Consider the following 24,121-nt stretch of genomic DNA (forward strand, 5'->3'; position numbering starts at 1 on the left):
GCGTCACCACGTCCCACGTTGCCGCTCACGCATGCAGCGACAAGCCCTTAACTGCCTTGTCGACCGCCTTCTTCAACCCGCGCACCGCGAGCCCGACGAGATCGGGCGCGTCCGCGGGTTCCGCGCGGAATACATCGCGATTCGCCTGATCGTGGCCGGTGGAGAACATCGCGCGCACATAAACGGCGCGCGTCAACTCCCGCTCTATGCCCTGACGGAACGCGCGCAGCAAGCCGGCGCTGTCCGCCTGATACACCATCATCGGTTGGCCGAGCAGCCGCGCGTGCTGGCGACCGGCGGCGTCTTCATACGGTTCGCCTAGTGCCTCAGGCGCGGCGCCCGCGATACCCGTCGCGAGAAACGCGGTGACATTGAGTTTTTGCCATACAGCCAGATCGTCCAGCACGATGATTGCGACCTTCGTATCGAATTCCATCTTCTACATCGCTCCACAGCGCGTCAGCGCACAGATAAAAAACTGATCTACTGCCGAATGTTAGGGAAAGCACGGCGCTTGTGCACGACCTCGCGGTAAAAACGAATGCGCTTCGCCCAACGTGCTTTGGCGTCGCGTCGCAAGCGGGTTTTGCCGAATGCCATTCGGCGTAAGCATGCTGCGATGCAACCTGACACGGTGCGACACGCGCCCCCGGCACGCGCGCGTAAAAAACCACGCAATCGACGTGCACGCAACATAGGGCAAGTCCCTGGCGCGATTTAGCCGTGCATTACCACTCACGCGAGCGGCCTCCTAAACTTGAATCAAACAGGAGGGGACACCGATGGCCAAACTCATCCACACGATGATTCGCGTGCAGGATCTGCCGCGTTCTCTGCAGTTCTATCAGAAGGCTTTCAATTTCGACGTCTCGCACCGGCTCGACTTTCCGGAGTTCGCGCTGGTCTATTTGCGCAACCACGAAGCCGACGCGGAAATAGAACTGACCTGGAATAAAGGCCGCGCGGAACCGTATTCGCACGGCGACGGTTACGGTCACGTCGCCTTCTGCGTGGACGACGCGAAAAGCGAGCGGCAGCGGCTGATCGAGCTCGGCATGACGCCCAACGATCTACGGGAATTTCACAACGACGGCGGTGAATTGCTGGCGCGCTACTTTTTCATTCAGGACCCTGACGGCTACAAGGTCGAAGTGTTGGAACGCTACGGCCACTATCAATAGAACAGGCAATCCGGCGGCCGCCGCGTGTTGAGCAATACCCCACAGAAATTATCTTGCATGGGACCTGGGTAAGCGCTAACGCGCCGGCTTCGGTCAACAAGGAGACAGACATGAAGACAACGGTCATCCCGATCGTCGCGTCCGATCACGCACACGCCACGCATCATCATCATGAGCCCGGGCACGACCATGAGCCTCATCACGACCACGAGCATCGCGCGGGGCAGGCGGCGGCCGTGGCCATGCGCATTCCGCTAACGCGACGCGCGCTATTACGAGGCACCGGTGTGCTGATGGGCACGCTGGCGTTGTCGTCGGTGCTGTCGACGCTCGCGCCGAGCCGCGTATGGGCGCTCGAACTGCAAGGGCTCGACACGCATCAGGGCGAGGTGATTCTCGCCTTCACGCGACAACTCTATCCGCACGCCACGCTCGACAACGCGGTGTATGCGCTGGTGGTCAAGGATCTCGACACGAAGGCGAAAGCCGATCCGGCGGTGCGTCAGCAACTCGCGGACGGCGTCAAACAACTCGACGCGCAAGCCGGTTCGGACTGGCTCAAGCGGCCGCCCGCCGATCAGGCGCAGGACGTCGCGGCGCTCGCCGGTACGCCGTTCTTCAACACGATCCGCAGCACGGCGGTGGTGTCGCTGTACGCCAACACGATGGCGTATGCGCATTTCGGTTACGGCGCGTCGGAGGGCGACGGCGGTTATCTGACCAAGGGGTTCAACAGTCTGTCGTGGCTGCCGAACCCACCGGCCGGGGCTAGTGGTCCGATCCCGTCGGATAGTTAAACGCCATTGGAGACACGATATGAATCAGGACAACAACAAGGTGCGGTTTTCGCACAACGACGACAAGGTCGTCGTGATCATCGGCTCAGGTGCGGGCGGCGGTACGCTCGCTAACGAACTGGCGCAGAAGGGTATCGACGTCGTCGTGCTGGAAGCGGGCAAACTGCACACGCAAGCCGATTTCACCACCGACGAATGGGGCGCGTTCCAGATGCTGTCATGGCTCGACAAACGCACCACGTCAGGCACCTGGCGCGTCGCCAAAGACTTCCCGAATCTGCCCGCCTGGATCTGCAAAACAGTAGGCGGCACCACCACGCACTGGGCAGGCGCGAGCCTGCGCATCCAGCCGCACGAGTTCAAGGCCAAGACCACCTACGGCGATATCAAGGACGCCAATCTGCTCGACTGGCCGCTCACCCGCGCGGAACTCGATCCCTACTACGACCGCGCGCAGCAAAAGATGGGCGTGACGCGCACCAACGGTCTGCCGGGTTTGCCGGGCAACAACAACTTCAAGGTGATGTCGGCCGGCGCGATGAAGGTCGGCTACAAGGAATGCAACACGGGCCATATGGCGATCAATAGCGTGGTGCGTGACGATCGCGCGCATTGCTTCCAGCGCGGCTTCTGTTTTCAGGGCTGCCGTACCGGCGCGAAATGGTCGACGCTGTACACCGAGTTGCCGCGCGCGCAGGCCACCGGGCATATGGAATTGCGCACTCAGGCGCACGTGGTGCGAATCGAGACCGACGCGCGCGGCAAAGCGAAAGAGGTGCTGTACTACGACGGCAACGGTAAATTGCAGCGGCAGAAAGCACGCATCATCGCCGTGGCCGGCAATTCGATCGAAACGCCGCGCCTGCTGTTGAACTCGCATTCGAGCAAATTCCCGCAAGGGCTCGCGAACGGCTCGGGGCAGGTGGGCCGCAATTACATGCGCCACACCACGGGCTCGGTGTACGCGGTGTTCAACGACAAGGTGGACATGTTCAAGGGCACCACGATGGCCGGCATCATCGAAGACGAGGCGGTGTTCAATCCGCAGCGCGGTTTCGCGGGCGGCTATCACCTGGAGACCGTGTCGCTCGGGCTGCCGTTTTACGCGGCGTTTCTGAACCCCGGTGCGTGGGGCCCGACCTTCGCGCAGGCGATGGATCAGTACGCGTACACGGCGGGCATGTGGATTGTCGGCGAGGACATGCCGCGCGACAGCAATCGCGTGACCTTGAATACCGACGTGAAAGATCAGTACGGCCAGCCGGTCGCGAACGTGCATTTCGACGATCATCCGAACGACGAAGCCATGCGCGAGCACGCGTTCAAGCAGGGCACCGCGGTGTATGAAGCGGCCGGCGCGAAGACGGTGTATCGCGTGCCGCCGTATCCGTCCACGCACAACCTCGGCACCGCGCGCATGAGCGCGCGCGCCGAAGACGGCGTATGCAACAGCTTCGGCCAGACGCACGAAGTGTCGAACCTGTTTATCTCGGACGGCAGCCAGTTCACCACCGGCGCGGCGGAAAATCCGACCATGACGATCGTGACGCTGGCGATCCGCCAGGCCGATCACATTGCGGCGCAGATGGGCAAACGCACGGTGTAGCGGGGTGTGTTGGTTGGTTCGTTGGCTGGTTTGTTAGTTTGTCGGGGCCAGCGCGGCGTTCGGGTTCGACGCAATTGTCGGGCCGCGAACGCCGGCGTATGTTGACCAGAAGCGGCGGAGTGCGGCGGCGTCATGAAGACGCCGCCGCATGCGCTGCGAAACACGGAGCAAACGTCATGTGTGGGATCTACATCAACGCCGATCCGATCCTCTATGAATCGCGCACCCGTTCGTTGCGGATTCACGGAGTGATCACGACAGTCCGGCTGGAAAACCTGTTCTGGGACGTGCTGCACGAAATCGCCGCGCGCGAGAGCATGACGACCAGTCAGTTCGCGGTCAAACTCTACGACGAACTGATCGCGTTGCGCGGCGAAATGCCGACCAACTTCGCATCGTTTTTGCGGGTGTGCTGCCTGCGTTATCTGTCGATGCGTACGGAGAAGGGCGCCACCGTGTCCGAGACGGCGCCTGAAATGACGGCGGCCGTGAGCGAAGCACGGCCGCGAATTCTGAAGACGGTTTGACGTGTAGCGCGCGACGAGGTGAGCGTCAGGCGGTTACGGAAACATATTGCGCTTCGGAAATTCCTGATCGCTTTCCCAGATGCCCGAGTGTTGACGCTGCGCGAGTCGCCATTTGCCGTCGAAAAAGCGGTAGGTTTCGTAGCGGGTCACGAAATCGTCGTCGTCGCCGGTGCTGTCTTTTTTGTCGAAGTCCGGGCTGCACCTGACCTGTTGAATCTCATCGGCGCCGCCTTTGCGCGACGGCGAAATCTTCCAGGCGGCCTTGCCGGTCGCGGCGAGCACCAGCGCGCTGGTTTTGCCGTCGTCCGTGGTGTACTGCACGGGGTCCAGCGACTGCCTGGCCGGCATCAGGATTTGCGTGGCGGGGCCGCTGTAGGAACCCATCGGCGCGGTGGCGTCGACTGTCAGAAACAACACCGGGCCGGGCAGACCGTGCAGCGGCGCGGGCTCGACACGGGCCAGCGGATAGTCCAGTTGTCGCGTGGCCGCAATCGCACCCGACGCCGACACGAGGCGCAACTGCGCTTTCACGAGCGGCTTCGGATCGTTGCCGGGCAGACCTTCTTCCGACGCACCCGTGCCCCATAGCTGCTTTTGCAGCGCGGGGGTGATGCGTTCGTCTTCGAGCAGTTCGATCGAATCGCCATCCAGGCCGGGTGCGCGCTGCGTGACGTGGTAACCGTCGGGGGCCGCGACGGTTGGCGCGGGCGTTGCGGTTTTAGCGGGCGCTGCTGGCGTTGCCGGTGTTACCGCAGGAGCTTGAATCGGCGTCGGCGTCGGCGCTGACGCTGGCGCTTGCGTTTGTGCGGCCGGTTGCGATGCCGCTGCGTCGTCGGTAAATACCGGCGAGAAATCGATGTTCGGCACGACGAATGTCTCGACCGTCGTCGAACCTGGCCGCTGGTAGCTCACCACCGACGTATTCTTACGCGCCGTCAGCACGTTGACAGTAATGCCCGGTTGAATATCGATGCAGCCGCCTGCCTGGGCTTGCGCGAGTTGCTCGGGCGTGGCCGTCGCGCCATGGCTGCGGCTCTCGCCGTTGGGCAGCGTGAGTTGCGCGAGCGCTTGCGCCGATACACACATCACCCCGGGTTTCGTCGCGATCAGATCGGCCGCCATGGCCTGCGTGCTGAACCATCCGGCAGCAGCGAGAAGGAAAGCGATTCGGGTTTGCAACCGCAATGTGAAGCGCTTTTGGAACCGCTTTTGGAACATGTACTGCCTCTAGTGGTCTGGCTTAGCCGCGGATTATAGAAAACCCCCGTAAGCGCAACAAGCACGCGACGAACAAGTGCGAACAAGTAGCGCACAAGCGGCCATGCATCCGCACCAAACCCCACAAAAACGCGGCACATACGCAACAGATCGAAGCTCACTCGCATGCTACGATGCTTCGCTCATCGAGCATAAAAGTCGGAGACCCAGATGCGCCCGGAGAATGCCGCCCGTTTCGACGAACAGTTCGCGCCGCGTATCGCCGAAGCGATCGCCGCCTGTTTCGCCGCCACCGTGCATACCGAAGTGCTGCCTTACGGCGGTCACGGGCAACCTACACGCGTGCGTATCCATGCCGCGCCGCTCGATAATCTCGGGCACTATCCGCATCCGCTGAATCTGTACCTGACGTGGGACAGCGACGAAATCGAACGACTGATGGGCGCGCAAGGGGAGGCGAGATTCGCGGGCTATCTGGCCGCGCTGCCGCGCAAGCTTGCCGCATGGAACCACGCGCGCGAACTGGACTTTCTGTCGCACACGCAGGCTGAGCCGGTGGCCTTGATCGGCGGCCTCGACTTCGAATCGTAAGCGGCACGTAACCTGCGCCGTGTTCCAGAAGCGATAACGCCGCAACTGGTGCGGCGCTTTACAACCGGCCTACGAACACTAGAACTACAACCGCAACTACACCTGCCGCTTTAACCGGCGCCGCCCAACAAACGCGGCGCCGCTCCATCAGGCCGTTGCGCCCAGCCGGAAGAAACTCACACTCTGCACCAGCCCCGACGCCTTGCTCTGCACCGCGTCGGCAGCGGCGGCCGCCTGCTCGACCAGCGCCGCGTTGCTCTGCGTCACCTGATCCATCTGCGTCACCGCGTCATTGACTTCGGCGATACCTGTTGCCTGATCGACGCTGGCCGTCGCGATCGCCTCGACAATGCGCGTCACGCTGCCGGCGCTTTGCACCACGCCTTCCATCGTTGTGCTCGCGTGATTGATCAACTGCGTGCCGGCTTCGATCGTCGCGACCGATTCGCGAATCAGCGTCTTGATCTCGCGCGCGGCGTCGGCGGAACGTTGCGCCAGGCTGCGCACTTCGCTCGCCACCACCGCGAAACCGCGACCTTGCGTACCGGCGCGCGCGGCTTCGACCGCCGCGTTGAGCGCGAGAATATTGGTCTGCGCGGAAATCGCCTCGACCACGGCGATGATGTCGACGATCCGTTTGGACGCTACGTTGATCTGATCCATCGTGCGCACCGCGTCGGTCATCACGACGCCGCCTTCGCGTGCCGCTTGCGCGGCGGTTTGCGCGAGCGAGGTGGCCTCGCGTGCATTTTCCGCGTTGCGTTGAACCGAGTCGGTGAAATGCTGCATCGACGCGGCGGTTTCTTCGAGCGACGCGGCCTGCTGTTCGGTGCGTGCGGAGAGGTCCAGATTACCGGCCGCAATTTCCTGCGTGGCCGACGAAATGGTATGCGCGCCTTCGCGAATCTCGTGGACGATCGTGCGCAAACGATGATTCATGTCGTTCAACGCTACCAGCAACTGGCCGGTTTCATCGCGGCTCACCACGGCCACATCGGCACGCAGATCGCCGGCCGCCACCGCTTGCGCGACGCCGACCGCCTGCTTCACCGGTAGCGTGATGCTGCGGCTCAGGAACCACACCGCGAACGCGCCGAGCCCGAGCGAGCCGATCACCACGCCCAGCAGCAGTGCGCTAGCCAGCGTGTAAGCGCTTTGCGCCGCTTCCGCCGTTTTCACGTTCGACGCCTGCGCCTGCTGCATGACGGAGGCGACGATGTCGTCGATCGCGGCCGTCGGCGCACGATCGATACCTTTGACGAGGCCGTCCACCACGTGCGCGGTATTCGGATCCGCAGCGTCGTAATGCTTGAGCGCGTCGAGGTAGCTGTCCTGCAACGAGGCGTGCGTGGCGAGCGCCTTGTCGACGCCATCCGCATTCGCGCCCAGCGCGCTCAACTGATCCTTCAGGCGCGTCAGCGCGGCGTGGGTCGTGCCACCTTCGTTGTTGAACGCGTCGCGGTATTTGGCGAACGCAGCCGGATCGGCGCCGCGCAGCAGCAGGTCTTTCCATTCCTGCACCTGCTTCTTGAACTCGACCTGCGCGACGCGCGCCGTGTCGGCCGCTTGCGCGTACTGGCTCAAGGTTTGAGCCGACTGGATTTGCAGCGCATGCGTATCGGACAACGCATGCCAGCCTTCCAGTCCGACCACCATGGTGGCGGCGAGCAGCACCGCGCCAAGCAACGCCAACTTGATGGCGATTTTCAGATTGCGATAGAACGTCACTGCGTGTTTCCCTGGCGTAGCGGTAGTGCGATTAATCGAGCTTGAATTGCGTTACTGCACCCGCGAGGCTCACCGCCTGGCTCTGCAATGCGGCGGCGGCCGCGGTCGATTGCTCGACCAGTGCGGCGTTCTGTTGCACCATTTCGTCGAGCTGGCTGACGGCGCGATTCACTTCCTGAATGCCGCGCGTCTGTTCGTTCGCGGCCTGGGTGATTTCGGAAATGATGGTGGTCACGTTGGCGACATTGCTGACGATCTCCGTCATCGTTTCGCCGGCCTGACGCACCTGGCCCGAGCCCGACGTGACGCTCGATACCGTCGATTCGATCAGCGCCTTGATTTCCTTCGCGGCTTGCGCGCTGCGTTGCGCGAGGCTGCGCACCTCGCCGGCCACCACCGCGAAACCGCGGCCCTGTTCGCCGGCGCGCGCGGCTTCGACTGCTGCGTTCAACGCAAGAATGTTGGTCTGGAACGCGATGCCGTCGATCACGCCGATGATATCGGCGATCTTCACCGACGCGTGTTCGATTTCAGCCATCGTCGTAATCACTTCCGCGATCACCACGCCGCCGCGCGAAGCGACTTGCGACGCGGACACGGCGGTGTCGTCGGCCTGCTTCGCGGCGCTTGCCGATTGCGTGACCGTCGAGGTGATTTCTTCCATCGACGCAGCGGTTTGCTGCAAGCTCGCCGCCGCCGATTCGGTGCGGCCCGACAGATCGACGTTACCCGCGGCGATTTCATTCGCGGCCACGCGCACCGATTCGCTGGCGTCGCGAATCTGGCGCATCACGTGGCTGAGTTTGTCGATGAAGGTGTTGAACGAACGCGCGATCTGCGCGACTTCGTCGTTGCCGTCGGCGGGCAGACGTTGGGTCAGATCGCCTTCGCCCGAACCGATTGCGTCCATCGCGTCGCGCACGTTCGAGAGGCGCTTGAACGACACGGCGGTGACGGCGGCCACGACCGCCGCTGCGATACCGGCGATCACGACCAGCGCGATCAGCGAGGCCGTCAGCAACGAACGCATGCCGGCGGTGGCTTCCGCTTTATCCAGCGCGACGACCGCATACCAGTCGGTGCCGGGAATCGCTTCGGTGCGCAGCAGCTTGGCGCTGCCGTTCACGTCGACTTCGAGCGGATGCTCGGCGCTGAGGAGGGCGGCCAGTTTGTCGCTGGTGAGTGCGGGCACGAGGTCCGACACGGGCTTCAACGTCAGCTTCGAATCCGGATGCGCAACGATATGGCCGCTCGCGTCAATCAACATGCCGAAGCTCGCGGGCGTCGGATGAATTGCCTTGACGTTGGCGATCACGCTGTCCATCGCGACATCGCCGGAGACCACCGCTTTCACCACGCCGTCGCGCACCACCGGCGCAGCGAACGCGACCACCAGCTTGCCCGTGCCGACGTCCACGTACGGCGGCGTCACGACCGGCTTGCCGGCCGCGGCGGCCTGCTTGTACCACGGACGTCCGGTGGGATCGTAGTCGGGCGGAATGCCGGTCGGGTCGGAGAACTTCGCGGTCTTGTCCGCGTAGCCGACATAGACGTTGGTGAACTTGCCCCCGGCGGCGATCAGCTTCAGCGCGGCGCTCGGGTCCGGTTGCAACACGGCGTCCTGCAATGAATCGATCATCTGCTTGTGCGTGACGACCCAGTCGTCGATCCCGTCGGCGTGACCGCTTTCGACGGCGTTCAGGCTGTTTTCGATCGCGTCGGCGTTATACGAATTGGCGACGACATAGTTGAGGACCGCGTTGGCGGCGAGCGCAACCACAACGATAGCGACGCACAGGGCGACGATGCGCGCGCGAATGGAAGAGAACATGTCGGGAGTCTTTCGGAGTAAGCAGTGAGCCGTAGTCGGTGAGGCGGGGGCCTCACCAGAGGTATACGGCGTGGGCAGTGTGGACTTGAGCGGGTAATGCTTTCAGTTTATGACAGGGGCCGTGAGACCCGCTTGTGGCGGGTCGCCGCGATGCTACACAATTTTTCGCGCAGCGCGGGCTTTTCAATAAACACCGAAACCCGCATGAACAGGGGCTCTGCGGGGCGCTATATTCATCAGACAATAACGCTATGCCGCGTTGCCGCGAGATCGCTTCACATCACCGGAGAATGCAGATGATGCGGATGCTCGAGTGTCTCCGCCACGATGCGCAACGCCTCGGCGCATTCGTCGCGTGTCTTCGAGCCGCCCAGGCACACACGCATCGCGTTGGGGGGATTGCCGTCGGTGGAAAACGCCGCGCCGGCCACTGCCGCAATGCCCTGGTTGCGCAACTGCAGCGCGAGTTCGGACGCGCTCCAGCCGCTCGCCACCGGTACCGGCAGCCACAGGTGAAAGCCATCAGGATGCGCGTCGAAAGGCCACGCTTCGAGTTGCCGCGCCGCGATCGCCTGACGCGCGCGCGACTCGTTGCGGATCGCGTTGAGCATGTCGAGCGCGGTGCCGTCGACGATCCATTGCGTGGCCAGCGTGACCGTGAACGGACTCGCCATCACCGTGGTCGCACGCAACGCACCGGCGAGACGCTGCGTTTGACGCGGCGTCGGCGCATGCAGATGCGCGACGCGCAGGCCCGCGCCGAGGCTCTTCGATAAACCGGTCACGTAGTAGGTCAACTCGGGCGCGAAGGTGGCGAGCGCATCCGGTGCGCTTTGCGGCAGCATCGCGTAGGCGTCGTCTTCGATGATCGGTACGCTGTAGCGCAACGCGACGTCGGCCAGCGCCTCGCGTCGTTTGTGCGTGAGCGTCAGCGTGCTCGGATTCTGCAGGGTCGGATTGCAATAGAACGCGCTCGGCTTGTCGGTTTTGCAGAGTGCTTCGAAGGCATGTGCGAGCGGGCCATCGTCGTCGCGCGGCAAAGCTTGCAGACGCACGCCGAGTTGCGCGGCGATCGCCTTGATGCCGGGATAGGCGAGCGTGTCGAGGCAGATCGTGCCGCCGGGCCGCGCGAGTTGCGACACCAGCGCCACCAGCGCGCTGTGAATGCCGGGGCAAACCAGCACGTTCTGCGCATCCGCGTGCGGCACGCGGCGTCGGAGCCAGTCGGCGCCCGCGTCCTTGTCGGCGGCCGAGCCGCCGAAGTCCTGATAGCGCAGCAACTGGTACGGATCGCTGTCGGCCATCCGGCGTGCGGCGGAATCGCGCAGACGGTTCGCGTAATCGGGCGGCTCGGGCGGCGTGTTCATCGACATTTCAATGCTGCTGCCGCCGGTGAGCGGCAACGTGGCGGTGCGGCCGCGCACGAACGTGCCGCTGCCGGCGCGCGAATCGAGCAGGCCGCGTTTGCGCGCCTCCGCGTAAGCGCGCGCCACCGTCGTGTAATTCAACGCGAGTTCCTCGGCCAGATCGCGCAGGCCAGGCAAGCGGTCGCGTGGCCGCAACCGCCCGGTGGCGATGTCTTCTTCGATCAGATCGGGAATCGCGAGGTAGGCCGGCTTGCGGAGGTCGGCGAGACGTTTGATCCAGTGATGGGTTGGGCTGTTCATTGTTCGCGCTTCGATTGGGGTGGCAGGGCCGATAAAAATTGATCGGATTTCAATGCGATCAATGATCGGATTGATCGCCCGTGGTGAATGACTGCACCATGCCGACACGTTCGCGCCCGCGAATCGCACCCGGCTGGTGCGGTGACGCGGCGCGGATCGCGCTTGCGCAGCCTGTCCCGGCGGTATGCAAACTTCACACCCGAAAAATTTTTGTGTCGGACTTCGAATCGAGGTGGAATTGATTGCTGATTGATCGCATTCACGCAGCCGATCAATGGCACGGCCGTTGCATTGAGAGAAGCGCGCACAACCTGAACGCGCGCCTTCTTTTACTTAGCAAACCTGATCGGAGAGTGTCATGCCAGCCGTCAATAAACCGCTGCATCAGAAGGGCGATTACCTTGTCGACTACGAGGAGAAAGTCTTTGAGGACGTGAAAGCCGAGCCGGGAGAGAAGGCGCTCGTCACGTTCCATACGGTCGCGTTCGAAGGCTCGATCGGTTTCGTCAATCTGCTGCAGGCCACGCGTTTGCAACGCAAGGGCTTCGAAACTTCGGTGCTGCTGTATGGACCCGGCGTCACGCTCGGTCTGCAACGCGGCTTTCCGACCCTCGGCGACGAAGCGTTCCCTGGCCACCTGAACTTCAACAAACAGTTGATGAAGTTCATGGAAGAGGGCGGCAAGGTCTACGCGTGCCGTTTCGCGCTGCAGGCGCTGTATGGCCACGGAGAGGCTTCGCTGATCGAAGGCATCCGGCCGATCAGTCCGCTCGACGTGCTCGATATCCAGCTGCTACATCGCAAGGACAATGCGCTCGTCATCCACACGTGGACGGTTTGACGGAACACGGGTGACCACTATGTCCGACAAACGCATCGTGCGTGCCGCCGCGGTCCAGATCGCACCCGACTTCGAACGCAGCGGCGGCACCCTCGAGAAAGTGTGCGAGGCGATCGGCAAGGCGGCGCGCGAAGGCGTGCAACTGATCGTCTTTCCTGAAACCTTCGTGCCGTATTACCCGTACTTTTCTTTCGTGAAGCCGCCGGTTGCCTCGGGTGCCGAGCATATGAAGCTGTACGAGGAAGCCGTGCTCGTGCCCGGACCCGTGACGCAGGCGGTGGCCGAGCAGGCGCGTTTGCACCGGATGGTGGTGGTGCTCGGCGTCAACGAGCGCGATCACGGCAGCCTCTACAACACGCAGTTGATCTTCGACGTGGACGGTCAACTGGTGCTCAAGCGCCGCAAGATCACGCCGACGTTTCACGAACGGATGATCTGGGGGCAAGGCGACGCGGCGGGCCTCAAGGTGGCGCACACGGCGGTGGCGCGCGTCGGTGCGCTTGCCTGCTGGGAGCACTACAACCCGCTCGCACGCTATGCGTTGATGACGCAGCACGAAGAGATTCATTGCAGCCAGTTTCCCGGCTCGCTGGTGGGGCCGATTTTCGCCGAGCAGATCGAGGTGACGATTCGCCATCACGCGTTGGAGTCCGGGTGTTTCGTGGTCAACGCAACGGGTTGGCTTACCGATGAACAGATTGCATCGGTGACGCCGGATACGACTCTGCAGAAGGCGCTGCGTGGCGGTTGCAATACCGCGATCGTGTCGCCGGAAGGGCAACATCTCGCGCCTCCGTTGCGGGAAGGCGAAGGCATGGTGATCGCCGATCTCGACATGGCGTTGATCACCAAGCGCAAACGCATGATGGATTCGGTCGGCCATTACGCGCGGCCCGAGTTGCTGAGTCTCGCGATCAACCGGCGTCCGGCGGAAACCGTCGCGCCGATGCCGGGATGGTCCAGTACGGCGCAGGCCGATTTCATTTCAACCGCAGGAGAGTGCGATGAACGCCAGCGAGACGCTGTCGGCCGAGAGCCGGCAATTGATGACTGAATTGCAGTCGGCCGGCTTGCGGCTCGTCTCGCCGGATGCGGGCGCGGCGAGCCGGCGCGGCGGCGCGGGACCGTCGGACCACAAGGCGGTGACGGTGGATGGCGTGACGATCATGGTGCCGGTCCATACCAGCACCGCGTGGCACTCGCCGTTCGTTGCGCAGACACCGGATGCGTCGGGATCGAGCGCGTTGCTGCGCGGCACGATTCCGATTGCGAACATCAGCTTTCCGAAGGCGCCGCGCTTTTACGGCATGCAGACGCTCGACGGCGTGCCGTATTCGAAGATCGCCGCGCTGCATAGTGCGGACGTGCTCGCGACCACGGTGTTGCAGACCTGCATTCGCTACGAGAGCCGCCGCAAGAGTTGCAAGTTCTGCGCGATCGGTCAGTCGCTCGCGGCGGGGCGCACGATCGCGCGCAAGACGCCGGAGCAGTTGGCGGAAGTGGCGCGCGCGGCGGTGTTGCTCGACGGCGTAAAGCATATGGTGCTGACTACTGGCACACCGCCCACGCCGGATCGCGGCGCGCAGATTCTGTGCGAGAGCGCGTTCGCGATCAAGGCCGCGGTCGATCTGCCGATCCAGGCGCAATGCGAACCGCCCGACGACGACAGCTGGTTCGCGCGCATGAAGGCGAGCGGCATCGATACGCTCGGGATGCATCTGGAAGTGGTGACGCCCGCGCTGCGCGAACGCATCATGCCGGGCAAGGCGAGCGTGCCGATGTCGCGATATATGGAGGCCTTCAAGGCGGCGGTCGCGGTGTTCGGACGTGGACAGGTCAGCACGTACCTACTCGCGGGACTCGGCGATAGCGCGGAAGCGATTCTGACGATCTCGCGCGAGTTGATCGAGTTGGGGGTGTATCCGTTCGTGGTGCCGTTCGTGCCGATCAGCGGTACGCCGCTGGAGGATCATCCGGCGCCCACGCCTGAGTTCATGAAGTCGGTGTTGCAGCCGCTCGGCGGCATGCTCAACGCCGCTGCGATGCGCTCCAGCGATATCAAGGCGGGTTGCGGCAAATGCGGCGCGTGTTCGTCGCTTTCATCGTACGAGGCGTGATCATGTTTGGTGAAGCGATTGCAGGCGAGGCGCTGGATTCCGACATTGAGTTAACGCCTTATACGCCGAGCGAATTTCGTATCAAGTGGACTACGCTGGATTGGGAAGCCGATGAAGCGTTCAAGTTGCGGCGCGCGGTGTTCTGCATCGAGCAGGGCATTTTTGTCGGCGACGATCGCGATGAAATCGATCTGCACGCGCAACAACTGGTGGCGGTGAGTTGCGTGGCCGGTATGCCGGAGCACGTGGTTGGCACGGTGCGGATTCATCGCGACCACGACAACGTGTGGTTCGGATCGCGGCTCGCGGTGCATGCGGCGTTCCGCCGGCACGGCAAGATTGGCGCGACGCTGATTCGGCTTGCGGTTAGCAGCGCGCATGCGCTCGGTTGCGAAACGTTTCTCGCGCATGTGCAGAGTCAGAATGTGCCGCTGTTTCGAGCGATGCATTGGGATGTGCTGGCCGAAGAAACCTTGCTCGGCCGTCCGCATCATTTGATGCAGGCGCAACTGGATTGGTACGCGCCGTGTGTGACGCCTTATGGCGGCTTTGTGACGCGTACGCCGGCTGCGTCGCCGAAGCGTGAAGCCGGTTCCGAAGCTGGCTTAGAAGCCGCTGCCGCTTCTGCCCGGAGCGCGGCATGAGCGTCGCTGATCTGGTCGCCGCCTTGCGCGAGAGCCGTGGCTTTCGCCATAAGACCGATATCGTCGATGTGGTCGGCACGTTGGCGCGGCACTTGCCTCGCGGTACGCGCGACCTCGATCAGGCGGTCGCGCTCGGCGACGATTGCGCCGCGATTGCCGATGGCGGTGGCTATCTGCTGTTTGCGATCGAAGGCATGGTCAGCGATTTCGTCAGCGCGATGCCATGGTTCGCCGGCTATAGCAGCGTGATGGTCAACGTCAGCGATATCTACGCGATGGGCGGCCGGCCGCTGGCGGTGGTGGACGCGTTGTGGAGTCAAGGCAGCGACGCGGCGGAACAGGTCCTGGCGGGCATGGCGGCGGCATCCGTGGCCTACGGCGTGCCGATTGTCGGCGGCCATACGAATACGCGCAGTGACGCCGCGCAGTTGGCGGTGTCGATTGTTGGCCGAGCTAACGCGTTGCTGTCGAGTTTCAATGCGAAGCCCGGCGACAGCCTGATGATGGCGGTCGATCTGCGCGGCCGCTTCGAAGAACCCTATCCGTTCTGGAATGCTTCGGTGGATGCGCCGTCGGAGCGGCTGCGTGCGGATCTCGACCTGTTGCCGCGTCTCGCGGAAAGCGGGCTTTGCGATGCCGCGAAGGACATCAGCATGGCCGGCACGCTCGGCACCGCGCTGATGTTGCTCGAATGCTCGCAGGTAGGCGCACGGATCGACCTTGAGCAGATTCCGAAACCTGAGGGTGTGGCGCTATCGCGCTGGGTCACGGCGTTTCCGAGTTTCGGCTATTTGCTGTCGGTGCGGGCGCACCAGGTGGAAGCGGTGCAGGCGCATTTCGACGAGCGATCGCTGGCTTGCGCGGTGATTGGGTCGGTTGATTCGACGCGTCAGGTGGTGCTGCATCAGCAGGATGATGCGGCGATGCTGTGGGACTTCGACCGCGAGCCGTTCATCATGGCCGGTAAAGGCGGTGCGCGATGAGTCCGCTGCGTATTGCGTTGTTCACGCATTCGGTCAATCCGCGCGGCGGTGTCGTGCATACGCTTGAACTGGCGACGGCGCTTACGGCGTTAGGCCACGACGTCACTGTCTTCGTGCCAGCCGTGCAGGGCGAAAAACTCTTCCGCTTGCCGCCGTGTCGCGTGGTGTATGCGCCTATCGTGTTGCCTCAGTCCAGCACGGTCGCGATGGTCGAAGCGCGTATCGATGCGTTCAAACGCGCTTTGATCGAACACGAAGCGTTGTCGTTCGATCTGCTGCATGCGCAGGACAGTATCAGCGGCAATGCGCTCGCCGAGTTGAAAGCGAAAGAGTGCATTCATGGTTTTATCCGCACGGTGCATCACCTCGACCCGTTCGACGATTCGCGGCTGGCGGCTTGGCAGCGTCGCGCGTATGAGGACGCCGATCAGGTGTTGTGCGTGAGCGAGACGTGGGCTACGGAAATGCGATCGGCCTATGGTATCGATGCGATCACCGTACCGAATGGCGTCGATGTCGAGCGTTTTAAGCATGAGCAAGCGCACGACGACGCCACGCTGCGACAGCGCCTCGGCATAAACCGCGATGGCGGTCCCATCGTGCTAGCCGTCGGCGGCATCGAAGCACGGAAAAACACACTGACTCTTTTAGAAGCGTTCGCCGCCGTGCTGCGCGTTCTGCCGCGCGCGCAACTCGTGATCGCCGGCGGCGCGAGCCTGCTCGACCATGACGCTTACACCCGCCGTCTGTTGCAACGGGCGGCCGAGTTACGCCTATCGATCGGCCCACAGGAAAGCGTGGTCGTGACAGGGCCGCTCGACGATGCCGCGATGCCCGCGCTATTTCGCAGCGCCGACGTGCTGGCGATGGTGTCGTTGCGCGAAGGCTTCGGCCTCGTCGTGCTCGAAGCGCTGGCGAGCGGCACGCCGGTGGTGGCGTCGGCGATTGCGCCGTTCACCGAGTATCTCGACGACAGCACGTGCTATTGGGCCAACCCCGCCGATGTCGATTCGATCGCAGCCGCGCTGCTGCGTGCGTTGAGTGCGCCAGGTTCATCAGGTGCAAATGCAACCGATTTCGAGCATGCGGTCCCCGCGTTGCTCGCGCGCTTCAATTGGACGGCTAGCGCACAACGTCACGTCGACATCTACCGTCGCTTCGTCGCGAAGCACGCACCGGTTATCAACTGATCGAGGATTAACCATGCCTGTCATGCATTTTAGGATTCAATGGCCCGACGGCGACGAAGCGAACTGCTATTCGCCGTCGCTTGTGATCGGCGATTTTTTCACGCCTGGCGAAGCTTATCCGCTCGACGACTTCGTCGCGCGTTCGCAGCAGGCGCTCGGTATCGCCTCCGAACGGGTGCGCGAGAAATACGGTTTCGCCTGTTCGGCGGCGCTGGACCAGCTCGCGCAGATCGAGCGCGACGCAGCACGCTTTCGCGACCGGCCCGACGCGACCGTCAAGGTCATCGCCTTCAGCTAGACGCTCATTTTTCAGAGGACGCATCATGTCGAATCGAAACCATCCAGCGCGCGCCGAGGGGCATTACAGCGTGCTCGTCGTCGGCGGCGGGCAGGCGGGCCTGTCGGTCAGCTATTTTCTGAAGCAGGCCGGCATCGATCATCTGGTCGTGGAGAAGAACACGGTCACGCACACGTGGCGCGAGCAGCGCTGGGACGCGTTCTGTCTCGTCACGCCGAACTGGCAATGCGCGTTGCCGGGCTATCCGTATCGCGGCGACGATCCGCACGGTTTCATGAAGAAGGATGAAATCCTCGCGTACCTGGACGGTTTTATCGCGCACGTCGATGCGCCGGTCGTCGAGCGCGCGGAGGTGAAACGCGTGAAGCGGCGCGACGACGGCGTCTATACGGTCGCGACGACGCAAGGCGAGTTCACCGCCGACCAGTTTGTGGTGGCTTCAGGCGGCTATCACACGCCGATCGTGCCGCGTCTCGCCGAGCGCTTGCCCGCGCGGATCGTGCAGATGCAATCGTCCGCGTACCGCAATCCGCAGGCGCTGCCGGACGGCGCGGTGATGGTGGTCGGCACCGGCCAGTCGGGCGCGCAGATCGCCGAAGATTTGCATCTGGCGGGCCGCAAGGTCGTGCTCGCGGTCGGCGAGGCGCCGCGTTGCGCGCGCTTCTATCGGGGCCGCGACGTGGTCGACTGGCTCTCCGACATGCAGTATTACGACATGCCGGTCGAACAGCATCCGCTGCGAGAAGGGGTGCGGGACAACACCAATCACTACGTGACCGGCCGCGACGGCGGACGCGATATCGACCTGCGCAAATTCGCCGCCGAGGGTATGGCGCTGTACGGCCGGCTCGACGACCTGCGCAATGGCCAGCTCCATTTCGCGCCGACATTGGCGGCCAATCTCGATGCAGCCGACGACGTCTATAACCGCATCAACGCGAGCATCGACGGCTTTATCGCGAAGCACGGTATCGATGCGCCGGCGGGCGATCCCTACGAACCCGTCTGGCGTCCGCTCGAAGAGCGCGCCACGCTCGACGTGGAAACTAGCGGCATCGCGGCGATCATCTGGTGCATTGGTTTTACGCCGGACTTCAGTTGGCTCGACGCACCGGTATTCAACGGTCGCGGTTATCCGGCGCACACGCGCGGCATTACGCCGATCGACGGTTTGTATTTCGTCGGTTTGCCGTGGTTGCATACGTGGGGTTCGGGACGCTTTTCCGGCGTCGCGCGCGACGCGGAGTACATCGTGCAGACGATTCGGGAGAAGTTGCGCGAGCGGGAGACGCTGAGCGCGGCGGTGGCGGCATGAAGCAGTAACGCGAGTACGGCCGAGCACGCAGCTGTACCACGGGCCATACCACTTAGCCAGACAGAGCGCGTATAAAAAACGGCCGCTGCGGTGTTACCCGCAGCGGCCGTCGCATTCAATCACCAGCGTGCAGTGTTGTCGCTATCAGCTACCCAGTGCCGGATCGCTCATGCTGCTCTTGCCCGTCTCCACGTGGCCCGCAAAGCGGCGCGCGAACAGCGGGTCGGTATCGACCGTAATCGTCAGGTCGTACCAGCCGTGTGCGTTGCGCAGATCGAGGTAGAGCGGGTCCGTATCGCCGCCGCGCACCGAATGCGTGATGACGTTGCCCGGATCGTACGCGTTGACGATCGTGAACTTGCAACGTGCGCTGCCCACATTTTCCAGGCGCAATTGCAGGTTGCCGTTCGACACGTCGTAGCCTTCCTCGACTTCGGGACGCGCGATATCCGAACCATTCCACCAGCTACGCGCGACCGGCTTGCCCGCATAGCGGCGCAGGAAACCGTTCGGGCCGTAGACGGTGAAATCGTAGGTGCCGTCGGCGTTGCACGGCAACTGATCCTGCAGGCGCTTGCCGGCTTCGACCGTATAGGTGCGTGGCGCGTTGAGGCTCTTCGCGGCGTAGACGAGAAACGCCGCGCCCGCGCGGCCCGAGTTGACGAAGCGCATGGTGAGCATGTTGGCCGAGCCTTCGCCATGCACGCGCACGAACAGTTCATACGGCAACGCACGCGCCGGACGCACGCCGGCTTCCTGCTTCGGCACCGCCTGGACCAGCGGCGGCAGCGGCACGTAATCCGGATGACGGTTCTGATCCGGCGGCACGTAGCCGCTCGTGCTCGGCAGCGCGGGAATCGCGTCGTTCGGGTTGCTGAAATTGAAGGCCGACATCAGATCGCCGCACACCGCGCGACGCCACGGCGTGATGTTCGATTCGCCGAGATTGTGGTCGTGGCCGAAACGCTTTTCGATAAAGCGGATCACCGACGTATGGTCGAACAGTTCCGAGCACACATAGCCGCCTTTCGACCACGGCGAGACCACCAGCATCGGCACGCGCGGTCCGAGACCGTACGGGCCGGCCGGGTAGTTCGTATTGCCCGCGAAGTTTTCGTTGCTGACGTCGACGGTGGACAAACCGTTCGCGCTCGAAGCCGGGGCGAACGGCGGCGCCATATGGTCGAAGAAACCGTCGTTCTCGTCGTAGTTGATCAGCAGCACCGTCTTGCTCCACACCTCCGGATTCGACGTGAGAATCTGCAGGACCTGATCGATGTACCACGCGCCGTAGTTCGACGGCCAGTTCGGATGCTCGGAATACGCTTCCGGCGCGACGATCCACGACACTTGCGGCAGCGCGTTATTCTGCACGTCGCGCTTCAGAATGTCGAAGTAGCCGTCGCCCTGCGAGGCGTTCGTGCCGGTGCGCGCATTGTCATACAGCGGATTGCCCGGCTGCGCATTGCGGTACTGGTTGAAGTACAACAGCGAGTTGTCGCCGTAGTTGCCGATATACGGGTTCGACGTCCAGCCCCACGAACCGTTCGCGTTGAGTCCGGTGCCGACGTCCTGATAGATCTTCCACGTAATGCCCGCGTTCTGCAGCACTTCGGGATACGTGGACCAACCGTAGCCGGCTTCCGCGTTGTCGATCACCGGGCCGCTGCCGCTGCCGTCGTTGCCCACCCAACCGCTCCACATGTAGTAGCGGTTCGGATCGGTCGGGCCCATCAGCGAGCAGTGGTACGCGTCGCAAATCGTGAAGGCGTCGGCGAGTTGATAGTGAAACGGAATGTCGTCGCGCGTCAGGTAGGCCATCGTCGTGGTGCCCTTGGACGGCACCCACTGATCGTAGCGACCGCCGTTCCACGCGGTGTGCGTGCTGGTCCAGTCGTGCGCGAGATCCTGCAGGAATTGCAGGCCGAGATTCGGCGCGCTCGGGCGGAACGGCAGCACGTAGCCGAGATCGGCGGCGAGCGGCTGATACCACACCGGTTGGCCGCTGGGCAGATTGATCGCGCGCGTGTCGCCAAAACCGCGCACGCCTTTCAGCGTGCCGAAGTAGTGGTCGAACGAGCGGTTTTCCTGCATCAGCACGACGATATGTTCGACGTCGCGAATCGTGCCGGTCTTGTTGTTGGCCGGAATGGCGAGTGCGTTGCGAATGCCCAGCGGCAACATGCTCAGCGCGGTGGCGGAACCGGCTGCATGCGCGGCGGAGCGCAGAAAATCACGGCGATTTTTTGAGGTCATGGTATTGGCTTTCGATCTTCGGTAGAGGAACGATGCACACGGCGCGCGAGCGTGAGCCACGCGCCGTACGGAGCGCGGAACTCAGTCCACGGTGTGAATGACGGGTGGGGCGAGCGGCGCCGACGCGGCGGCGGACAAAGCCGGGTCGGTGCTTGAGGCGGGCAGTGCTGGGCTTTGAATCGTGAGTGCTGCGGGTGCGGGTGCTACGGATGCGGGGTTCGCTGACAGCACGGCCGTGCTGTTGTCGGCGCCGTTGTCGTTCGCGGCGGGACCGCTGGCACCGGCGGCGCTGGTCGAGGCCGGGTCCGGCGTTTTGTCTTCGTCGTCACTGCAGGCGCCGGTCAGCGCGCAGAGCGCGACGGCGATCAGCACGCCGGCTAAACGTTTGCGATGCAGAGCTACAGTTGGCTTCGACACACAGGACATGGCAACGTCTCCGGCACGGGGGAAGAGCGCCAGGGCATGCATGCGCCCGGGTCAGCGATGCCGAAGGATAGTCGCTTACCTGTGTAACTTTTGTGAAGAAATGGTGAGATGGGGAAAATTGAGGATTTGACCGGCTGGGCGGTATTTAATCCTCGATCGCGACGATGGCTTCGATCTCGACGGTAATATTGCCCGGCAATGAGCCCACGCCGACGGCGGAGCGCGAGTGACGGCCGGCGTCGCCGAACACGTCGACGAACAGATCGGAGCAGCCGTTGATCACGCGCGGATGCTCGGTGAAATCCGGCGCCGCGTTGACCATGCCGAGCAGTTTGACGACGCGTTTCACGCGGGCGAGATCGCCGAGTTCGTTGTGCAGCACAGCCAGCAGATTGAGGCCGACCAGTTGCGCGTGGCGATACGCTTCGTCGGCGCTGACGGTGACGCCGACCTTGCCGGTCATCAGCGAGCCGCTTTCGTCGAGCGGACCCTGGCCGGACAGAAACAGCAGATTGCCCTCGCGCGTGCAGTGCGTGAAGTTGCCGATCGGCGTCGGCACCTGCGGAAGCTTGAGGCCGCGCGTGTGCAGCCGGTCGTAGCAGTTCATCGATAAGAAAGTGAGGGTGATCGTTTAAGGGGAGGTGGCGCAGCGACGCTTACGCAGCCGGTTCCGAATCGCGATGTCGCCAGCCGAGGCGCGCTTCGATCCGCGCGGCCACCGCTTGCACGGCTTGCGCGAAACGCTCGGTGCCGAGTTCGGCTTTGGCCTCGGGCATCACGATCGAAATCGTGAAGACGCACGCGCCGGTGTTGTCGAGTACGGGCGCCGCGAGACACGCCACCGACGCGTCCGACTCGCCGATCTGAATCGACAGCCGCGCGTCGAGCGCTTCGCGCGCGATCCGCGCGAGAACCTCCGGCCGCGTTTCCGCGCGACCGGTCGGCGAGCTCTGCGCATGCTGCGCGAAGAACGCGATGCGTTCGGCGTCCGGCAGGTGGCCGACCAGCAAGCGGCCCGACGCCGTCCAGTTCAACGGCACGCGACTGCCCACGCGCGACGTCACGCGAAAATGGCCCGGACCTTCGGCCATTTGCTGCACGACCATCATGCCGTCTTCGAGACCGCAGACCTGCACGGTTTCTTCGACTTCCGCCGAGAGCCGCTGCATTTCCTCATTCGCGACCGCGAGGTAGTCGAGCGAACTCGCGTACGTCAGGCCGTAACCGTACAGACGCGAGCCGAGCCAGATCGTGCCGTCCATGCGGCGCGCCAGCAGATTCTTGTCGACCAGATCGTTGATGATCGAATACACCGTGGACAACGGCGCGCCGACGATGCGCGCGACTTCGTACGCGGTGGCGGGACGGTTCGCCTGCTGGAGCGCGTCGAGGATCTGCACGGCGCGGTCGAGCGCGCTGGTGCGGGTGCGCGGCGCGGCCGTGTCAGCGGGTGGGGTTGCGTCGGCTTGTGCCGCAACGGGCTCGGCCGCCGATGCCGCGGACGGGCGCGCGGCGGCGGTTACAGCCGCGGAAGGTCGGGACGTACGGGCCATCGTGCTCCTCTGTCACAGCTTGTTTTTGTCCAGTTGACGCAGGGGGATTGTATGCTAGACTGATCCGCAATTACAACATATATTCCATAATTAAGAAATACGGGTTGGAGGCGCTTCATGGACATTCGCTCTCGTTTTGGCTTACGCCCTGTCATCAATGCTTCGGGCACGATGACAGGCTTGGGCGCGTCCAGCGTCGGCGCACCGGTGATCGACGCGGTGGCGCAGGTGCTGTCGCAATTCGTCGAGATCGACGATCTGCAACGCAAGGCCTCGGCGGTGATCGCTGAAGCGTGCGGCAGCGAAGCCGGTTATGTGACTGCGTCGTGCTCGGCGGCGATCACGCTGACTATCGCCGCCGCGATGACCGGCGACGATCTCGGCCTGATCGAACGTCTGCCGGATACGAGCGGCATGCCCGGCTTGCGCAATGAAGTCGTGATCCAGACCGGCCACCTCGTCAATTATGGCGCACCGGTGGACCAGGCGATCCGTCTGTCCGGCGCGCGCGTCGTGCCGGTCGGCGCGGCCACCGAAGCGCACGGCTATCAGTTGAACACCGCAATCACCGAGCGCACCGTTGCAGCACTGTATGTGGTCTCGCATCATACGGTGCAATTCGGTTTGATTCCGTTCGAAGAGTTCGTCGCCGTTGCGCATGCGAAAGGCGTGCCGGTAATCGTCGACGCCGCTTCCGAATACGACCTCAAACGTTTTATCGCCGCCGGCGCGGATCTCGCGCTGTACTCGGCGCACAAGTTCCTCGGCGGTCTAACGGCCGGACTCGTCGCGGGCAAGAAAGCGCTGGTACGTGCCGCGTATTTCCAGAACGGCGGCATTGGCCGCGGCCTGAAAGTCGGCAAGGAAGGCATTGTCGGCGCGATCGTCGCACTCGAACAGTGGCAGCAACGCGACCACGTCGCGATTCGCGCCCGCGAGCGCGGCTACCTGACGCTGTGGCGCGAAACGCTGAATCGTTGCGAAGGCATCTGGGCGGAAATCGACGCCGATCCGACCGGCAATCCGCTCGACCGTCTGAAGCTGCATGTCGATCCGAAGCTGGCGCGCATCTCCGCCTGGGATCTCGCGGATGCGCTCGCGCGTGCGCCCGAAGGCGAAGCGCCGGTGATCGTGCGCGATCACGAAGCGGAATTGCATTTCTTTTTCCTCGACCCGTGCAACCTGCACGCGGGCGAAGAGCAGATCGTGCTGGCCAGAATACTGGCCGAACTCGAACGGGCACGCCTGGCGTCCGAGCCGATCGTTACGCCGTTTTATCAACGCGACGCGCGCCGTCTGGCCGCGCGCCGCAACTGGCCGGACTGATGTTCTCCGATTGATCTTTTCCGGTT

Annotated in this window: 23 protein-coding genes; 14 read left to right on the top strand and 9 right to left on the bottom strand. The window is 63.4% G+C overall.

Annotation, left to right across the window (positions count from 1 at the left end; genetic code table 11):
* Positions 1 to 25: 25 nt before the first annotated feature.
* On the bottom strand, positions 26 to 436 hold the full coding sequence (locus GGD40_RS19435) for a DUF2000 domain-containing protein (RefSeq protein WP_179703673.1): 411 nt from the start codon (positions 434 to 436) through the stop codon (positions 26 to 28).
* A gap of 346 nt (positions 437 to 782) precedes the next feature.
* Here GGD40_RS19435 and GGD40_RS19440 point away from each other — a divergent pair, with 346 nt between their 5' ends.
* From GGD40_RS19440 to GGD40_RS19455, 4 genes are all read left to right on the top strand, one after another.
* Positions 783 to 1,181, top strand: coding sequence for a VOC family protein (locus tag GGD40_RS19440; RefSeq protein ID WP_179703674.1), 399 nt, complete (start codon positions 783 to 785; stop codon positions 1,179 to 1,181).
* 110 nt (positions 1,182 to 1,291) lie between these two features.
* The gene (locus tag GGD40_RS19445) at positions 1,292 to 1,978 is read left to right on the top strand and encodes a tat (twin-arginine translocation) pathway signal sequence (RefSeq protein ID WP_179744586.1); all 687 of its coding nucleotides are present in this window, start codon (positions 1,292 to 1,294) and stop codon (positions 1,976 to 1,978) included.
* 19 nt (positions 1,979 to 1,997) lie between these two features.
* Complete coding sequence (locus GGD40_RS19450) at positions 1,998 to 3,584, top strand: GMC family oxidoreductase (RefSeq protein WP_179744587.1); 1,587 nt, start codon at positions 1,998 to 2,000, stop codon at positions 3,582 to 3,584.
* A 176-nt stretch (positions 3,585 to 3,760) separates the two neighbouring features.
* The gene (locus tag GGD40_RS19455; RefSeq protein WP_179703676.1) at positions 3,761 to 4,111 is read left to right on the top strand and encodes a ribbon-helix-helix domain-containing protein; all 351 of its coding nucleotides are present in this window, start codon (positions 3,761 to 3,763) and stop codon (positions 4,109 to 4,111) included.
* A gap of 33 nt (positions 4,112 to 4,144) precedes the next feature.
* On the opposite strand, the gene GGD40_RS19460 is transcribed toward GGD40_RS19455, so the two are convergent.
* Entirely contained in the window at positions 4,145 to 5,233 is a 1,089-nt protein-coding gene (locus tag GGD40_RS19460; RefSeq protein ID WP_218900937.1) for a hypothetical protein, read from the bottom strand.
* 306 nt (positions 5,234 to 5,539) lie between these two features.
* Here GGD40_RS19460 and GGD40_RS19465 point away from each other — a divergent pair, with 306 nt between their 5' ends.
* Positions 5,540 to 5,920: a DUF5594 family protein gene (locus GGD40_RS19465; RefSeq protein ID WP_179703678.1), complete on the top strand. Its 381-nt coding sequence runs from the start codon at positions 5,540 to 5,542 to the stop codon at positions 5,918 to 5,920.
* 147 nt (positions 5,921 to 6,067) lie between these two features.
* Here the strand turns inward: GGD40_RS19465 and GGD40_RS19470 are convergent, their stop codons facing one another.
* The 3 genes from GGD40_RS19470 to GGD40_RS19480 all read right to left on the bottom strand — a co-directional run bounded on the left by GGD40_RS19470 (position 6,068) and on the right by GGD40_RS19480 (position 11,146).
* A complete protein-coding gene (locus GGD40_RS19470; RefSeq protein ID WP_179744588.1) occupies positions 6,068 to 7,648 on the bottom strand; it encodes a methyl-accepting chemotaxis protein in 1,581 nt (526 codons plus the stop codon).
* Between the two features lie 31 nt (positions 7,649 to 7,679).
* A complete protein-coding gene (locus tag GGD40_RS19475) occupies positions 7,680 to 9,479 on the bottom strand; it encodes a methyl-accepting chemotaxis protein (protein ID WP_179744589.1) in 1,800 nt (599 codons plus the stop codon).
* Positions 9,480 to 9,754: 275 nt separating this feature from the next.
* Complete coding sequence (locus tag GGD40_RS19480; protein WP_179703681.1) at positions 9,755 to 11,146, bottom strand: aminotransferase-like domain-containing protein; 1,392 nt, start codon at positions 11,144 to 11,146, stop codon at positions 9,755 to 9,757.
* A gap of 358 nt (positions 11,147 to 11,504) precedes the next feature.
* Between GGD40_RS19480 and GGD40_RS19485 the strand changes: the two genes are divergently transcribed.
* The 8 genes from GGD40_RS19485 to GGD40_RS19520 are packed head-to-tail and all read left to right on the top strand — an operon-like array spanning position 11,505 to position 18,534.
* Complete coding sequence (locus GGD40_RS19485) at positions 11,505 to 11,987, top strand: MSMEG_0572/Sll0783 family nitrogen starvation response protein (RefSeq protein ID WP_035546812.1); 483 nt, start codon at positions 11,505 to 11,507, stop codon at positions 11,985 to 11,987.
* 19 nt (positions 11,988 to 12,006) lie between these two features.
* The gene (locus GGD40_RS19490; protein WP_179744590.1) at positions 12,007 to 13,041 is read left to right on the top strand and encodes a Nit6803 family nitrilase; all 1,035 of its coding nucleotides are present in this window, start codon (positions 12,007 to 12,009) and stop codon (positions 13,039 to 13,041) included.
* Entirely contained in the window at positions 12,992 to 14,104 is a 1,113-nt protein-coding gene (locus GGD40_RS19495; RefSeq protein ID WP_179744591.1) for an MSMEG_0568 family radical SAM protein, read from the top strand. The genes GGD40_RS19490 and GGD40_RS19495 overlap by 50 nt, the downstream gene beginning before the upstream one ends.
* A gap of 2 nt (positions 14,105 to 14,106) precedes the next feature.
* Positions 14,107 to 14,748, top strand: coding sequence for an MSMEG_0567/Sll0786 family nitrogen starvation N-acetyltransferase (locus GGD40_RS19500; RefSeq protein WP_257030438.1), 642 nt, complete (start codon positions 14,107 to 14,109; stop codon positions 14,746 to 14,748).
* Positions 14,745 to 15,731 carry a sll0787 family AIR synthase-like protein gene (locus tag GGD40_RS19505; protein ID WP_179744592.1) on the top strand — a complete coding sequence of 329 codons (987 nt, stop codon included), beginning with the start codon at positions 14,745 to 14,747 and terminating at the stop codon, positions 15,729 to 15,731. Before GGD40_RS19500 ends, GGD40_RS19505 begins: the two co-directional genes overlap by 4 nt.
* Positions 15,728 to 16,921, top strand: coding sequence for an MSMEG_0565 family glycosyltransferase (locus GGD40_RS19510; RefSeq protein WP_179744593.1), 1,194 nt, complete (start codon positions 15,728 to 15,730; stop codon positions 16,919 to 16,921). Before GGD40_RS19505 ends, GGD40_RS19510 begins: the two co-directional genes overlap by 4 nt.
* Before the next feature lie 13 nt (positions 16,922 to 16,934).
* Complete coding sequence (locus GGD40_RS19515) at positions 16,935 to 17,219, top strand: MSMEG_0570 family nitrogen starvation response protein (protein ID WP_035546803.1); 285 nt, start codon at positions 16,935 to 16,937, stop codon at positions 17,217 to 17,219.
* Between the two features lie 25 nt (positions 17,220 to 17,244).
* Complete coding sequence (locus GGD40_RS19520; RefSeq protein ID WP_179744594.1) at positions 17,245 to 18,534, top strand: MSMEG_0569 family flavin-dependent oxidoreductase; 1,290 nt, start codon at positions 17,245 to 17,247, stop codon at positions 18,532 to 18,534.
* A 144-nt stretch (positions 18,535 to 18,678) separates the two neighbouring features.
* On the opposite strand, the gene GGD40_RS19525 is transcribed toward GGD40_RS19520, so the two are convergent.
* From GGD40_RS19525 to GGD40_RS19540, 4 genes are all read right to left on the bottom strand, one after another.
* Positions 18,679 to 20,790, bottom strand: a complete 2,112-nt coding sequence (locus tag GGD40_RS19525) for a phosphocholine-specific phospholipase C (RefSeq protein ID WP_179703686.1) — start codon at positions 20,788 to 20,790, stop codon at positions 18,679 to 18,681.
* A gap of 81 nt (positions 20,791 to 20,871) precedes the next feature.
* Complete coding sequence (locus GGD40_RS19530) at positions 20,872 to 21,216, bottom strand: hypothetical protein (protein WP_179744595.1); 345 nt, start codon at positions 21,214 to 21,216, stop codon at positions 20,872 to 20,874.
* Between the two features lie 145 nt (positions 21,217 to 21,361).
* Positions 21,362 to 21,823, bottom strand: coding sequence for a RidA family protein (locus GGD40_RS19535; protein WP_179703688.1), 462 nt, complete (start codon positions 21,821 to 21,823; stop codon positions 21,362 to 21,364).
* Between the two features lie 49 nt (positions 21,824 to 21,872).
* A complete protein-coding gene (locus GGD40_RS19540; RefSeq protein WP_179744596.1) occupies positions 21,873 to 22,769 on the bottom strand; it encodes an IclR family transcriptional regulator in 897 nt (298 codons plus the stop codon).
* Between the two features lie 117 nt (positions 22,770 to 22,886).
* On the opposite strand from GGD40_RS19540, the gene GGD40_RS19545 reads away from it, so the two are divergent.
* Positions 22,887 to 24,095, top strand: coding sequence for an aminotransferase class V-fold PLP-dependent enzyme (locus GGD40_RS19545; RefSeq protein WP_179744597.1), 1,209 nt, complete (start codon positions 22,887 to 22,889; stop codon positions 24,093 to 24,095).
* The last annotated feature ends 26 nt before the right edge of the window (positions 24,096 to 24,121 follow it).

Origin of the sequence: Paraburkholderia bryophila (assembly GCF_013409255.1) — a bacterium.
Classification (GTDB): Bacteria; Pseudomonadota; Gammaproteobacteria; order Burkholderiales; family Burkholderiaceae; genus Paraburkholderia.